Source organism: Rahnella sp. BIGb0236 (assembly GCF_004364755.1).
GTDB classification, from domain to species: domain Bacteria; phylum Pseudomonadota; class Gammaproteobacteria; order Enterobacterales; family Enterobacteriaceae; genus Rahnella; species Rahnella victoriana.
On record NZ_SOAO01000009.1, the window covers coordinates 178,502 to 193,129 of the forward strand.

17 protein-coding genes are annotated in these 14,628 nt (G+C 50.9%); 9 read left to right on the top strand and 8 right to left on the bottom strand.

Annotation, left to right across the window (positions count from 1 at the left end; translation table 11 throughout):
- Position 1 precedes the first annotated feature (1 nt).
- From accA to EDF78_RS18100, 5 genes are all read left to right on the top strand, one after another.
- Complete coding sequence (gene accA / locus EDF78_RS18080) at positions 2–961, top strand: acetyl-CoA carboxylase carboxyl transferase subunit alpha (protein WP_013574209.1); 960 nt, start codon at positions 2–4, stop codon at positions 959–961.
- A gap of 190 nt (positions 962–1,151) precedes the next feature.
- The gene (locus EDF78_RS18085; RefSeq protein ID WP_131693847.1) at positions 1,152–3,299 is read left to right on the top strand and encodes a lysine decarboxylase LdcC; all 2,148 of its coding nucleotides are present in this window, start codon (positions 1,152–1,154) and stop codon (positions 3,297–3,299) included.
- 86 nt (positions 3,300–3,385) lie between these two features.
- Positions 3,386–3,775 (top strand): VOC family protein, encoded by a 390-nt coding sequence (locus EDF78_RS18090; RefSeq protein ID WP_095923201.1) that lies wholly within the window; start codon positions 3,386–3,388, stop codon positions 3,773–3,775.
- Positions 3,776–3,782: 7 nt separating this feature from the next.
- Positions 3,783–5,129 (top strand): tRNA lysidine(34) synthetase TilS, encoded by a 1,347-nt coding sequence (tilS, locus tag EDF78_RS18095; protein ID WP_133823606.1) that lies wholly within the window; start codon positions 3,783–3,785, stop codon positions 5,127–5,129.
- Positions 5,130–5,197: 68 nt separating this feature from the next.
- Positions 5,198–5,506: a cytochrome c gene (locus tag EDF78_RS18100; protein ID WP_233432873.1), complete on the top strand. Its 309-nt coding sequence runs from the start codon at positions 5,198–5,200 to the stop codon at positions 5,504–5,506.
- Between the two features lie 66 nt (positions 5,507–5,572).
- Here EDF78_RS18100 and rof read toward each other — a convergent pair whose 3' ends face one another.
- Together rof and EDF78_RS18110 are read right to left on the bottom strand one after the other, a co-directional pair.
- Positions 5,573–5,833: a Rho-binding antiterminator gene (gene rof, locus EDF78_RS18105; protein WP_095923198.1), complete on the bottom strand. Its 261-nt coding sequence runs from the start codon at positions 5,831–5,833 to the stop codon at positions 5,573–5,575.
- Positions 5,820–6,020: a YaeP family protein gene (locus tag EDF78_RS18110; protein WP_015696108.1), complete on the bottom strand. Its 201-nt coding sequence runs from the start codon at positions 6,018–6,020 to the stop codon at positions 5,820–5,822. The genes rof and EDF78_RS18110 overlap by 14 nt, the downstream gene beginning before the upstream one ends.
- A gap of 215 nt (positions 6,021–6,235) precedes the next feature.
- On the opposite strand from EDF78_RS18110, the gene EDF78_RS18115 reads away from it, so the two are divergent.
- From EDF78_RS18115 to nlpE, 3 genes are all read left to right on the top strand, one after another.
- Positions 6,236–6,796 carry a YaeQ family protein gene (locus EDF78_RS18115; RefSeq protein WP_095923197.1) on the top strand — a complete coding sequence of 187 codons (561 nt, stop codon included), beginning with the start codon at positions 6,236–6,238 and terminating at the stop codon, positions 6,794–6,796.
- Between the two features lie 5 nt (positions 6,797–6,801).
- A complete protein-coding gene (gene arfB / locus EDF78_RS18120; protein WP_095923196.1) occupies positions 6,802–7,212 on the top strand; it encodes an alternative ribosome rescue aminoacyl-tRNA hydrolase ArfB in 411 nt (136 codons plus the stop codon).
- Positions 7,213–7,278: 66 nt separating this feature from the next.
- On the top strand, positions 7,279–7,956 hold the full coding sequence (nlpE, locus tag EDF78_RS18125; RefSeq protein WP_095923195.1) for an envelope stress response activation lipoprotein NlpE: 678 nt from the start codon (positions 7,279–7,281) through the stop codon (positions 7,954–7,956).
- Between the two features lie 78 nt (positions 7,957–8,034).
- Here the strand turns inward: nlpE and proS are convergent, their stop codons facing one another.
- The 6 genes from proS to metN all read right to left on the bottom strand — a co-directional run bounded on the left by proS (position 8,035) and on the right by metN (position 13,724).
- On the bottom strand, positions 8,035–9,753 hold the full coding sequence (gene proS / locus EDF78_RS18130; RefSeq protein WP_119822813.1) for a proline--tRNA ligase: 1,719 nt from the start codon (positions 9,751–9,753) through the stop codon (positions 8,035–8,037).
- Between the two features lie 118 nt (positions 9,754–9,871).
- A complete protein-coding gene (tsaA, locus tag EDF78_RS18135) occupies positions 9,872–10,579 on the bottom strand; it encodes a tRNA (N6-threonylcarbamoyladenosine(37)-N6)-methyltransferase TrmO (RefSeq protein ID WP_133823607.1) in 708 nt (235 codons plus the stop codon).
- Positions 10,576–10,983, bottom strand: coding sequence for an Rcs stress response system protein RcsF (gene rcsF, locus EDF78_RS18140; protein ID WP_015696113.1), 408 nt, complete (start codon positions 10,981–10,983; stop codon positions 10,576–10,578). Before rcsF ends, tsaA begins: the two co-directional genes overlap by 4 nt.
- 185 nt (positions 10,984–11,168) lie before the next feature.
- The gene (locus tag EDF78_RS18145) at positions 11,169–11,984 is read right to left on the bottom strand and encodes a MetQ/NlpA family lipoprotein (protein ID WP_095923192.1); all 816 of its coding nucleotides are present in this window, start codon (positions 11,982–11,984) and stop codon (positions 11,169–11,171) included.
- A gap of 62 nt (positions 11,985–12,046) precedes the next feature.
- Positions 12,047–12,700, bottom strand: coding sequence for a methionine ABC transporter permease MetI (locus tag EDF78_RS18150; protein WP_015696115.1), 654 nt, complete (start codon positions 12,698–12,700; stop codon positions 12,047–12,049).
- Positions 12,693–13,724, bottom strand: coding sequence for a methionine ABC transporter ATP-binding protein MetN (gene metN, locus EDF78_RS18155; RefSeq protein WP_095923191.1), 1,032 nt, complete (start codon positions 13,722–13,724; stop codon positions 12,693–12,695). Before metN ends, EDF78_RS18150 begins: the two co-directional genes overlap by 8 nt.
- A 177-nt stretch (positions 13,725–13,901) precedes the next feature.
- On the opposite strand from metN, the gene gmhB reads away from it, so the two are divergent.
- Positions 13,902–14,468, top strand: a complete 567-nt coding sequence (gene gmhB / locus EDF78_RS18160) for a D-glycero-beta-D-manno-heptose 1,7-bisphosphate 7-phosphatase (RefSeq protein ID WP_133823608.1) — start codon at positions 13,902–13,904, stop codon at positions 14,466–14,468.
- Positions 14,469–14,628 lie beyond the last annotated feature (160 nt).

Below are 14,628 nucleotides of genomic sequence, written 5' to 3' on the forward strand. Positions count from 1 at the left end.
TATGAGTCTGAATTTTCTTGATTTTGAACAGCCGATTGCGGAACTGGAAGCGAAAATTGACTCGCTGACTGCAGTCAGCCGTCAAGACGAAAAATTAGATATTAATCTGGACGAAGAAGTTGCACGCTTGCGCGAGAAAAGCGTTGAACTGACCCGTAAGATTTTCTCTGATCTGGGTGCCTGGCAGATTGCCCAACTGGCACGCCATCCTCGTCGCCCTTATACGCTCGATTACATCAAACATATTTTTACTGATTTTGATGAACTGGCGGGCGATCGTGCCTTCGCAGACGATAAAGCTATCGTTGGCGGTATTGCCCGTTTGGGTGAACGTGCTGTGATGATCATTGGTCATCAGAAAGGCCGTGAAACGAAAGAGAAAATTCGTCGTAACTTCGGCATGCCTGCACCAGAAGGGTATCGTAAAGCGTTGCGTCTGATGGAAATGGCTGAGCGTTTTAAACTGCCAATCATCACCTTCATCGACACCCCGGGCGCTTATCCGGGTGTGGGCGCGGAAGAACGTGGTCAGTCTGAAGCGATCGCCCGTAACCTGCGTGAAATGTCCCGTCTGAACGTTCCGGTTATCTGCACCGTTATCGGTGAAGGTGGTTCCGGTGGCGCACTGGCGATCGGCGTGGGTGACAAAGTTAACATGCTGCAATACAGCACCTATTCGGTGATCTCGCCGGAAGGTTGTGCGTCAATTCTGTGGAAGAGTGCGGATAAAGCCCCTCTGGCTGCGGAAGCGATGGGCATCATTGCACCGCGTCTGAAAGAGCTGAAACTGATCGACTCCGTGATCCCGGAACCTCTGGGCGGCGCTCACCGTAACGTAGAGGCGATGGCCGCTTCCCTGCGTGCACAACTGGAAGCTGACCTCAGCGATCTGGATGTGCTGAGCACGGAAGAATTGCGTAACCGTCGTTATCAGCGTCTGATGACGTACGGCTACTGCTGATCCTGAATGTGATTTCCGAAAGGCCGCGCACTGCGTGGCCTTTTTTTATGGCCCGTTTTCTCTCTCCAATTTTCCTGCATTCTTAAATTTCCCTCTTTTCACCTTAAACTCAATGGCAAAGGGTACCCTGCAGGGACTAACCGTGTTTCTATAATTACCTGAGAGAATTAACAACAGAAGGATTTGTCAGATGAATATTATCGCTATCATGCGCCCGGAAGGGGCCTACTACAAAGATGAGCCAATCCGTGAACTGGATAGCGCACTGACGCTTCTCGGGTTTCAGATCATTTATCCGCGCGATCGGGCTGATCTGCTCAAACTCATTGAAAACAACGCCCGCATTTGCGGCGCTATTTTCGACTGGGATCAGCACAGCGAGGAGTTGTGCACAGCCATTAACGAGCTGAATGAGTATCTGCCGCTGTATGCTTTCATCAATACACATTCGACGCTGGACGTTGATGTGAATGAAATGCGCATGGTGCTGTATTTCTTTGAATATGCCCTGAGTGCGGCGGAGGATATTGCCAAACGCATCCGCCAGTACACCGATGAATACATCGACACCATCACGCCGCCGCTCACCAAAGCGTTGTTTACCTACGTGGAAGAAGGGAAATATACCTTCTGTACGCCGGGGCATATGGCCGGTACGGCATTTCTGAAAAGCCCGGTCGGGACGCTGTTCTATGATTTCTTTGGCGCGAAAACGCTGAAAGCCGATGTGTCGATTTCGGTGACAGAACTGGGTTCCTTACTGGATCACACCGGACCGCACCTCGAAGCGGAAGAGTATATCGCCCGCACATTTGGCTCCGAGCAAAGTTATATCGTCACCAACGGGACCTCGACAGCCAATAAAATTGTCGGAATGTATGCCGCACCGGCGGGCAGTACGGTATTGATTGACCGCAACTGCCATAAATCGCTGGCTCACCTGATGATGATGACCAATATCGTGCCGGTCTATTTGCGGCCGAACCGTAATGCCTATGGCATTCTCGGCGGAATTCCTAAGCGGGAATTCACCAGAGAAAGTATCGAGGCGAAAATCGCACAGACTGAGAATGCCACCTGGCCCGTCCATGCGGTGATCACCAATTCCACGTACGATGGCTTGCTGTACAACACGGATTACATCAAAAGTACGCTGGATGTGCCGTCGATTCATTTCGATTCCGCATGGGTGCCATACACCAATTTCCACCCGATTTATGACGGTAAAAGCGGGATGAGTGGCGAACGAATTCCGGGAAAAGTCATCTACGAAACGCAATCCACGCATAAGTTACTGGCGGCTTTCTCACAGGCTTCGATGATCCACATTAAAGGGGATTACGATGAAAGCACCTTTAATGAAGCTTATATGATGCACACCACCACATCGCCGAACTACGGCATTGTGGCTTCCGCAGAAACTGCCGCAGCAATGTTGCGGGGCAATCCCGGGCGTCGCCTGATCAACCGCTCAGTGGAACGTGCGCTGCATTTTCGTAAAGAGATCCAGCGGCTGCGTGAAGAAACCGAGGGCTGGTTCTTTGATATCTGGCAGCCCGAACATATTGATGAAGCCGAATGCTGGCCGCTGAATCCGGATCAAAACTGGCATGGTTTCGCGAATGCAGATACGGATCATATGTATCTGGATCCGATCAAGGTGACGATCCTGACACCCGGCATGGATGAAACAGGCAAACTGGAAGAAGAGGGGATCCCGGCCGCGTTAGTGGCGAAATTCCTCGATGAACGCGGCGTGGTGGTGGAAAAAACCGGGCCGTATAATCTGCTTTTCCTGTTCAGCATCGGCATTGATAAAACCAAATCCATGAGCCTGATGCGCGGGTTGACCGATTTCAAACGCAGTTACGATCTCAATCTGCGCATCAAAAATATGCTGCCGGACCTGTACGCAGAAGATCCTGATTTTTATCGCAATATGCGTATCCAGGATCTGGCACAAGGGATCCACAAACTGATCGTCCGTCATGACCTGCCGCGTTTAATGCTGGAAGCGTTCGATGTGCTGCCGGAAATGAAAATGACGCCATATGAAATGTTCCAGCATCAGGTCCGTGGTCATATTGATGAATGCGACATTGATGAACTGGTGGGCAAAGTATCAGCTAACATGATCCTGCCTTATCCTCCTGGCGTGCCGGTGGTGATGCCGGGTGAGATGATCACGGAGGAAAGCCGCGCGGTACTCGATTTTCTGATTATGCTTTGCTCGATCGGCGAACGTTACCCGGGATTTGATACGGATATTCATGGAACCCGTCTCACAGAAGACGGGCGCTATCTGGTGAAAGTCTTAAAACTTCCGGAAGCCAGCTAACAAACCGCCCTCTTCATGAGGGCTTTTTATTGACGAGTTCAGGCGCCCTGAGTAACGTGCACATCAGAAATCAACAGGACATGACAATGCTAAATCTCCGCCAGATCCATCACATCGCCATCATCGGTTCTGATTATCAGACCAGCAAACGTTTTTACTGTGACATTCTCGGGTTCACGTTGCTGGGCGAGTTCTACCGCGAAGAACGTGATTCCTGGAAAGCCGATCTGGCGCTGAACGGTCAGTACACCATTGAACTCTTTAGTTTTCCGCATCCCCCGGCCCGGCCAAGCCGTCCTGAAGCCTGCGGATTGCGCCATCTGGCGTTCAGTGTGGAAGATATCGGACAGTCGGTGTCCGCGCTGACGGACGCGGGAGTTATCTGTGAACCGGTAAGAACAGATCCTTATACCGGGAAAAAATTCACATTCTTCAACGATCCTGATGGATTACCCCTGGAACTGTACGAATCCTGATAATCCTATGAACTCAAAAACAGCCGCAACATTCCTTGCTGCACATCTGCGCACGAAGATCGGCAACGCGCGAAAGCTTTGCGTGGCGTTCAGTGGCGGCCTGGATTCCTCGGTTCTGCTGGCCGGGTTGGCCGGATTGCGCGACAGTACGCAGCCTGATATCGAATTGCGCGCGCTGCATATCCATCATGGATTAAGCCGTTTTGCGGATGACTGGGTCGTTCACTGCCAGACATTTTGTCAGCAACGCAATATCCCCTTCTCCGTAGTAAAAGTGCAGGTCAATGCGCAGGAAGGCGGGATTGAAGCGGCGGCGCGAACGGCACGTTATCTGGCATTTTCTGAAAATCTGACTGACGGCGAAGTATTACTGACTGCGCAGCATCTGAATGACCAATGCGAAACGTTCATGCTGGCGCTTAAGCGTGGCAGCGGGCCAGCCGGTCTCTCGGCGATGAGTGCCGACAGTTCCGCTCACGGCTATCGTTTATTGCGGCCGTTGCTTGATCTCAGCCGAGAACAGCTTGAGGCATACGCGGCGCAGCATCAGCTGAACTGGATTGAAGATGACAGTAACCGCGATGACCGTTTCGATCGTAATTTTTTGCGCCTGAAAATTCTGCCCGATCTCTATGAACGCTGGCCGCACTTTGCTCAGGCTACCACCCGCAGCGCCTTGCTTTGCGCAGAGCAGGAAGCATTGCTTGATGAGTTACTCAGTGAATCTCTGGAAACCCTCACCGATCGGCAGGGCAGCTTGTCCGTCGATGGCCTGAGTCAAGTTTCGGCAGTGAGACGCCCGGCGTTAATACGCCGCTGGCTGGCAACCTGTGGCGCAAAAATGCCCTCGCGTGAACAATTGCAGAGAATATGGGATGAAGTGGCACTCAGCCGCGAAGATGCGCAGGCGCAGTTAGTGCTGGGTAAACGGGTCGTCCGGCGTTTTCGTCAGCGTCTGTATTTATTGCCAGAATTTCAGTCCCTGAGGGAACTGGTTCTCCGCTGGGATCCGGCGGAAAAACTGATGCTGCCGGACGGGCTGGGTTTTCTTGCTGTCGATCCTGATCTCACCGCAGAGGTCAATGGCTGTGCGATTCGACAGCCACGCGCTGATGAAACGATCACTGTGCGGTTTCAGGCGCAGGGAATGATCGAAAAAGTCGGGAGGGATCGCGCGCGTCAGGCTAAAAAATTGTGGTCAGAGTTGGGGATACCCCCCTGGCAGCGGGCTCGTATCCCGTTGATTTATTACAATGAACAACTGATGGCCGCGCCGGGGTGGTTTATTACCCGCCAGGCTCTGGCCGATAATTATGAAGCGCAATGGCAGGTTATCTGGTCGGTTGCGCCATAAAAATGAAAGATTTATTTGGGCGAAGGGGATTCGTCCGCGGAGGCGTAATGCAGGTAATGGCAACACTCATGGCAGGAATCGCGGGACTTGTGCTCGCAAGTACACCGGCGCTGGCGGGCGGGAATATCGCTGACGGGCAGGGTAAGTCCGCCAGTTGCGCGGCATGTCACGGTGCAGCGGGAAAAGCCGTTAATTCGATTTACCCTAATCTGGCCGGGCAAAATGCAGATTATCTGGCACTTTCGCTCCATGCTTACAAGAAAGGTGACCGAAGTGGCGGGCAGGCTGGTGTGATGCAGGCTTTTAGTTCGTCATTGTCCGATCAGGATATCAGTGATTTATCGGCTTATTACGCCAGTCTGACGCCGCTGAAATAGGGCTGTCGCAGAAATGCAAACGGGCAATCCTGAGATTGCCCGTTAGGTAAACTGAGACGGTTGTCGCTATTCTGCGCTGACGACAACGGTGCCAATTTCCGGATGGCTAAAGCTTTCAATGTGATCCAGACGCAGATCCCGTTGTTCGCCGTTCGCCTCTACCACCAGATATTCCACTTTCTTACGCATTAACAGATCGTTCGCTTTAGCCTCAACGACTTCTCCACTACGTAGCTTCAGCGTCAAAACCAGGTGATGCTGGCAGGCGAGCTCGAGATTATCGTAGTCATCACAATTGATGGGTTGGTACTCATCATTCATCGACATAATCGCTCACCAATAAGTTAGCGGCGGCGTAGGCCGCCTGGTCCCTAACGGAAGACGGAAGTTCAGCATTTGCTGCGACTTCGTCCAATGCTTTCAATACACAGCCCAACGCATCGGGCACATATCCAAGATCGCCACTGGCGATTTCGGAATATTTACGGCGTACCAACTCACAGTATTGTTGCATAAGTTCTCCCTAAAAAGCGTATCCCTCTGAGGAAAGCGCAGAAAGATAAGCTCTCAGTATTTAACGACTATAGCACAGGAGAGTGTGAGTTATTAGCAGCCCTGTAAAGGTAAATCGTTTGCGTAAAGCCATTATTGAGGATAACCATCGGGGGAAAACTGGTCGCGGCAGGATGCTTTCAAGTACACTGTGCGTCTATTATCAAGGGGTTTACCATGGCGTTAAAAGCAACCATTTATAAAGCAGCGGTCAATATCGCTGATATGGATCGTAATTTCTTTCATGACGCCAGCCTGACTTTGGCACAGCATCCTTCAGAAACAGAACAACGCATGATGCTGCGTCTGCTGGCATGGATTTACCATGCCGACGAACGACTGACTTTTACCCGCGGACTGAGTGCCGAAGACGAGCCTGAAATCTGGCGTAAGAATGACCACAATGGCATCGAGTTATGGGTCGAACTGGGTTTACCTGATGAGAAGCGTCTGAAAAAGGCCTGTAACCAATCGCGTGAAGTCGTCCTTTACGCGTATGGTGAGCGTGCGGCGAAAGTCTGGTGGTCGCAAATCGAAGGGAAAGTCAGAGGTTTTGAGAACCTGCGCATCCGTTATTTAGAAGATGAGTTGTTGAATCAGCTGACTGCTTTTGGCAGCCGGACCATGAATCTACAGGCGACGTTGCAGGACGGAACTATCTGGCTTTCTGATGCTCAGAGTAATTTGGAAATTCATTTTTCTGAATGGAAAGAGTCTGTTGTAAAAGAAACCAGGTAATCAGCGTGCTAATCCTTTCTGAAAAACTGGAAATACCCGACAGCGAGATCGAATTAACGGCGATCCGTGCGCAGGGTAACGGCGGTCAGAACGTCAATAAAACCTCAACGGCTATCCATTTACGCTTTGATATTAAAGCGTCGAGTTTGCCAGAATATTATAAAGAGCGGTTACTGGCGTTTAATCATCATTCTGTGACCGCTGACGGCTGGGTGATTATCAAGGCTCAGGAATACCGGAGTCAGGAGATGAATCGTGAAGCGGCCCTTGCCCGCTTGAGCTCATTGATTTCGCAGGCGATGGTTATTGAAAAACCGCGCCGGGCAACAAAACCGACCCGGGGATCGAAAATTCGTCGGGTAGAAAGTAAGGTTCGCAAAGGTGCGACGAAAGCATTGCGGGGCAAGATACGTTAGCCCTAAATTCGTGCTGCAGGACATTTTTTATCGCAGCACCGGGATAAAAGCAGTAGGGGAGAAACTGTGAAAAAAATCATTATTAGTGCAGTGCTGGCGCTCGGGGCGCTGTCACTGTTTGGCTGTCATACCGCCGCGTTTAATCATGAAAAACCCTTGCAGGCGATGCAGCAAAGTTACAGCGGCATATTGCCTTGTGCCGATTGCAGTGGCCTGAAGACGTCACTTTTCCTTCAACAGGACGGAACCTATATCCTGCAGGAAATTTATCAGGGAAGTAAAGACGGCGATCAGGCGTTCGCCAGTTACGGAAGTTGGGCACGGACGGCTGATAAACTGGTACTGACAGGAAACGATGGTGAGAAACGCTACTTCCATCCGAAAGATGAAAATCTGGAAATGCTGGATCAAAGCGGGGAGCCAATCACCTCCACATTCAATTACACGTTGAAGCCGGTGCAGCAGAATTTGCCGAAGACGCCGATGGCATTGACCGGAATGATGCAATACAGCGCCGATGCGGCATCCTTTAAGGATTGCGCGACCGGCAATGTATTCCCGATGTCAGCCAATAAATCGCTGGAAGAAGGGTATCTTGCAGCGCGGAAAACCCCGAATCAGCTGGTCTTTCTTTCAATGGACGGACATTTCATGACAGAACCGTCAATGGAAGAAGGGCAGATGCAGAAGGCTGTAGTGGCAGATAAAAATGTCAGGTTTGATGCCACCAAATCCTGTCCGTAATGACGCTCACTGAACTACACAAAGAAAAATGCCCGCATTATGCGGGCATTTTTACAGGCAAATGATCGTCAGCTGATCTTAACGCGGGATCTGGCTCAGCAGATACTCAACGATATCACTTTGTTTGATCATCTGTTTTTCGCCAGTGCGACGGTTTTTGTATTCCAGCTCTTCAGCATCCAGATTACGATCACCAATCACCACGTGATGCGGCACACCGATCAGTTCCATATCCGCGAACATGACGCCAGGACGTTCTTTGCGATCGTCGAGGATCACATCAATACCGTGTGAGCGCAGTTCTTTGTACAACGCTTCTGCGGCATCTTTCACGCGGAAAGATTTATGCATGTTCATTGGCAGAATAGCGACCTGGAATGGTGCGATAGCATCCGGCCAGATAATGCCGCGATCGTCATGGTTCTGCTCAATCGCCGCAGCGACCACACGGGTCACGCCGATACCGTAACAACCCATGGTCATCACCTGGTTTTTGCCATCTTCGCCCTGAACGGTCGCGTTCATCGCTTCTGAGTATTTTGTCCCCAGCTGGAAGATATGACCGACTTCAATCCCGCGTTTGATCACCAGCGTACCCTGACCATCCGGGCTTGGATCGCCTGCGACCACGTTACGGATATCGGCGACTTCTGGCAGCGCAGTATCGCGATCCCAGTTAATACCGAAATAGTGTTTACCGTCGATGTTTGCGCCTGCGCTGAAATCGCTCATGGCGGCAACAGTGCGGTCGGCAACAATTGGCATTGGCAGATTTACCGGGCCGAGTGAACCCGGGCCAGCCGCAACGATTTCACGAATTTCTGCTTCTGTTGCAAAGGTCAGTGGTGACGCCACTTGCGGCAGTTTTTCGGCTTTGATTTCGTTCAGCTCATGATCACCGCGAACCAGCAGGGCGACCAGCTTATGGCCGCTTTCCTCTGTTGCGTGAACCATCAGGGTTTTCACGGTTTTCTCAACCGGAACCTGGAACTGTTCAGTCAGTTCAGCAATGGTTTTTGCGTCCGGCGTTTCAACAACACGCATCTCTTCGGTTGCAGCAGCACGTGGCGTACTTGGTGCCAGTGCTTCAGCAAACTCAATGTTGGCGGCAAACTCAGAAGAGTCAGAGAACACCACATCATCTTCGCCGCTTTGTGCCAGTACCTGGAACTCATGGGAGGCGCTGCCGCCGATAGAACCGGTATCCGCCAGCACGGCACGGAAATCCAGACCCATGCGGTTGAAAATCTGGCTGTAGGCCGCGTACATCGCGTCATAGGTTTCCTGCAAAGATTCCTGCGTCGTGTGGAACGAGTAGGCATCTTTCATCAGGAATTCACGGGAGCGCATCACACCAAAACGCGGGCGAACTTCGTCACGGAATTTGGTCTGGATCTGGAAGAAGTTCAGTGGCAGCTGTTTGTACGAGCTGACTTCATTACGGATCAGATCGGTAATCACTTCTTCGTGGGTTGGACCCAGAACGAAAGGACGCTCGCCGCGATCAACGAAACGTAATAATTCCGGACCATATTGTTCCCAACGTCCGCTCTCCTGCCATAAGTCGGCGGGCTGAACTACCGGCATCGACACTTCAATAGCGTTCGCGTTGTTCATTTCTTCGCGTACGATGTTTTCAACTTTTTTGAGAACACGTAAGCCGGTCGGCAGCCAGGTATACAGGCCCGAGGCCAGTTTACGGATCATCCCCGCGCGCAGCATCAGCTGGTGGCTGATAACTTCCGCGTCGGCTGGCGTCTCTTTCAGTGTAGAGAGCAGATATTGAGTAGTACGCATGATGTGTTGGTTCCGTTAGCACTGCAAATTGCAATCGGGCTGCCATAGGCAGCCAAAACGTGAAAAGTGGCTTAGTTTACCAGCGAGTTGCTGTTGCCAAAAGAGACGCAGAGGAAATTTAGTTTTTGTCGAGGGACAATACCTGATTCAGAGAACCCACAACCCGCCAGCGGACATTAAATTCCAGCAGGCGAACAGCGTAATCGCGTTCTGCGGATTCCCCTTTGCGGTAAGCAGGACGCGGATCCTGACCTAAAACCTGCGTGATGAAACGGCGCAGATGTGGGTAGCGCCGCGCTTGTTCCGCCAGCTGTTGTTCAGCCTGAGGTAAAAACTCGACCGGCATATCGGCATCCGGCGCGTGCTGGGCAAACCCGGCGCGCGCATCAGGATGGCTTTCCGCAAAAGGCAGATAGGGTTTGATATCGACAACCGGCGTGCCATCCACTAAATCCAGACTGCCAAGTTGCAGAACGACATTCTGTCCCTGACAGCGGATCCCTTTCAGTTCAACCAGAGACATGCCGAGCGGGTTAGGCCGAAAAGTGGACCGTGTGGCAAAAACACCGGTGCGCGCATTGCCACCAAGGCGTGGCGGGCGAACCGTCGGGCGCCATCCTCCCTCCATCGTCTGATGAAAAATGAACATCACCCATAAATGGCTGAACTCTTCCAGCCCGCGAACGGCTTCAGGCTGATTGTAAGGCGCATGCAGATGTAATTCACCGCCGCCATCCTCAATCAAACCAGGCTGACGCGGGACAGCAAACTTCTCTTTATAGGGCGAGTGAATTGTCCCTATTTGTTCAAAAGCAAAAGAGGTCATTTAAACGTGACGTTCAGGGCAGAACCCTGACAAATTGCCTGCTGGAAGCAGCCTGGCACACCGCTGATGATCTGGCACTGATGCAGCAACACGGCATTGGCTTTCATATAAGATGCGCGGGTCAGCATTCTCTTACGCGCCGTTGCCAGACTTGGCGGCGTATCGTTTTGAGCGCTCTGGCAGGACTCTCCGGAGACTTCACCCAGATCACGGAACGGCGTTCCGACTAAAGCTTCTGCATCTTTATACAGTTTTACAGGAGCAGGGCGCACTGGAGCCGGCTTTGGTTTGACTGGTTTTGGTTCTTCTTTAACAACAGGCGCAGGAGGTGTTGGCTGTGTGTGTTGAGTCAGGGAACAACCCGCCAGCAAAAGTGCCGACAAACAGAGAGGTAAAGCACGCATGGTATATCCTCTGCTTTTTAATATGTTTACAGGAAAGAATGTGGCGTTATTGAACCAAGGTATTGAGAAAATAACAAGGCGGGCAACTGCCCGCCTTGTTATTTATTTCTGAAAAAGGTCTTTGAGAAAGTAATATTTGCGAAATGAATCGCCCGGAGAAATCCTCAGCGGCTCATTTCACGTCATTACCAGCCTTTTACCGCGCCGCCGTTGAAGATTTTGTTCGCAGCAGCGTTCACTTCGTCAGACTGATACGCCTGAACGAATTTCTTCACGTTTTCTGCGTCTTTGTTATCTTCGCGTGCAACGATCAGGTTTACGTATGGAGAATCTTTATCTTCTACGAAGATACCGTCTTTTTCCGGCGTCAGGTTGATCTGGCTGGCGTAAGTGGTGTTGATAACTGCCAGTGCGATTTTCGCATCATCCAGTGAACGTGGCAGTTGCGGAGCTTCCAGCTCGACCAGTTTCAGATTTTTAGGGTTCTCAGTCACATCCAGAACGGTCGGCAGCAGGCCAACACCGTCTTTCAGTTTGATCAGACCTTGTTTTTGCAGCAACAGTAAAGAACGGCCGAGGTTAGTCGGATCGTTTGGCAATGCAACCTGATCGCCATCTTTCAGTTCATCAATTGATTTGATTTTCTTAGAGTAACCCGCGATAGGGTAGACGAAGGTGTTGCCGACCGGCACCAGCTTATAGCCACGATCTTTAATCTGCTGATCAAGGTAAGGTTTGTGCTGGAAAGCGTTAACATCAATATCGCCTTTGCTCAACGCTTCGTTAGGCAATACGTAATCGTTGAATGTCACCAGCTCAACATCAAGACCGTATTTTTCTTTCGCCACTTTCTGTGCAACTTCAGCAACCTGCTGTTCAGAACCGACAATCACACCCACTTTGATGTGGTTTGGATCTTGTTCTTTTGGCCCGCAGCCAACTAAAGCCAGCGATCCCAGAAGCGCGCCGACAACTGCAATGGATTTGAATTTGTTAGACATGTCCTTTCCTCAATAAGCGGATAAAAATCATTCACAGGGTAGCTATTACCGCTGTTGTTTCGTTATTTATGTGTGACTGCTTTTACGATGCGGTCGCCACAAAACTGAATTAAATACACCAAAACCACTAACAGGACTAATACCGTATTCATCACCGTGGCGTCATAACCGATATAACCGTATTGATAACCGATTTGCCCCAGACCACCGGCACCGACAGCACCACCCATAGCAGAATAGCCTACGAGAGTGATCAGTGTGATGGTGGCGGCATTGACCAGACCTGGCAGGGCTTCCGGTAACAGGATTTTACGGATGATCTGCATCGGCGTTGCGCCCATTGCGCGGGAAGCTTCCACCAGACCGCTTGGGATCTCCAACAGGGCGTTTTCAACCATACGGGCAATAAAGGGTGCCGCACCTACGGTCAGCGGGACAATTGCCGCCTGTAAACCGATAGAGGTACCTACAATCATGCGGGTGAACGGAATCATCCACACCAGCAGGATAATAAAAGGAATGGAACGGAAAATGTTCACCAACGCCGACATCACGCGGTAGACATTTTTATTCTCTGCAATCTGGCCCGGACGGGTGACATACAGCAGCACGCCAAAAGGCAGACCCAGCACAAAACCAAAGAAACCAGAGGTCAGCGTCATGATGACTGTTTCCCAGATACCCCGGCCCATTAACCACATCATTGCCTCAGACATAACCGAGCACCTCTACTTTCACCTGATTCTCATGCAGGAACTGAATCGCCGCCTGAGTGTTTTCTTCTGAACCGTGCATTTCCGTCAGCATAATCCCGAACTTCACACCGCCGGCATAATCCATCTGAGCACTGATAATATTGTTGTTAATGTCAAAGCGACGTACAGCTTCTGACAGCAGCGGAGCATCCACTGACTGACCGGTAAATTCCAGCCGCAGTAAAGGCACACGACCTTCTTCCGCGGTGGGGATCATGCGCACGGCGTAATCTTCCGGGATATCCAGATGTAAGGTCGACTGAATGAACTGCTGAGCCAGCGGCGTTTTAGGATGAGAGAACATTTCGCTCACTTTATCCTGCTCAATCAGTTTGCCATCGCTGATCACGGCAACCTGGTCGCAAATGCGTTTTACAACATCCATCTCATGAGTGATCAGCAGAATGGTCAGTCCCAGACGACGGTTGATATCTTTCAGCAGTTCCAGAATGGCGCGGGTGGTTGCCGGATCCAATGCACTGGTGGCTTCATCACACAGCAATACTTTAGGATTACTGGCCAGCGCACGGGCAATCGCCACACGTTGTTTTTGTCCGCCGGAAAGATTAGCCGGATAAGCGTCATGCTTATCTTCCAGACCGACCAGCTTAAGAAGTTCGGAGACGCGCGTCTTAATGTCTGCGGAAGAGAGATTATCGAGTTCCAGTGGCAATGCTACGTTGCCATACACGGTACGTGACGACAGCAGATTAAAATGCTGGAAAATCATGCCAATCTGGCGACGTGCACGGGTCAGCGCTTTCTCTGAGAAAGACATCAGATCCTGACCATCGACCAAGACCTGGCCTTCCGTCGGACGTTCCAGCAAATTGACGCAGCGGATTAACGTACTTTTCCCCGCGCCGGAAGAGCCGATAACGCCATAAATTTGCCCGGCAGGGACGTGAAGACTCACGTCAGAGAGCGCGACAATCTGGCGCGAACCCTGCTGGAAAACCTTGGTGATGTTTGAAAGTTTAATCATATTTTTTTTATTCTGTCTTTTTGCCGTGACGTGGTGAAATTAACTCTGCGGGGCTCTCCCCGTAGCATGTCGTGGATGCTAAGGCGTCTAGACGTCTAAGTCAACCAGGTTAGCATTCTCACGGACATTGAAAACATGCGATACTGGCGCCGTTAATCAGCCATCAGGAGCAAATTCGTGGCACAACCTGTTTCAGCAATCTTTCTCGACCGTGATGGCACTTTGAATGTCGATCACGGTTATGTACATGAAATCGATGATTTCAAGTTTATCGACGGTGTCATTGATGCCTGCCTTAAATTAAAGGAAATGGGCTTTTTACTGGTGCTGGTCACCAATCAGTCCGGTATCGCGCGGGGTAAATTTACTGAAGAGCAGTTTATGACGCTCACAGAGTGGATGGACTGGTCACTGGCCGACCGCGGTGTGGATCTGGATGGTATCTACTTCTGCCCGCATCATCCGGAAGGTGCCGTGAAAGCGTTTACTCAGGTCTGTGATTGCCGTAAGCCGCAACCGGGTATGTTTTTGACAGCCAAAGAAGAGCTGAACATTGATATGGCCTCTTCTTATATGGTGGGCGATAAGCTTGAAGATATGCAGGCCGCTGCCGCCGCAGGCGTAGGACATAAGATTTTAGTTCGTACCGGTAAGCCTGTGACCGCAGAAAGTGAAAGTGCAGCGGACATGGTACTGGAAAGCCTTGCTGCATTGCCTTCCTTTATAGCAAAAGGGCAGAAATAGCAGCCTTTGGATAAAAAAACGGCAAACGAAATAAAACTGTATTTATTCGCTTGCCATTAAAATCCAACTCCCTATAATGCCGCTCCATCGACAGGGAACAACGTGAACAACATCACGAAGTAACCGGGTCGGAAAGATTAAAAACAGTGATGACCGGATG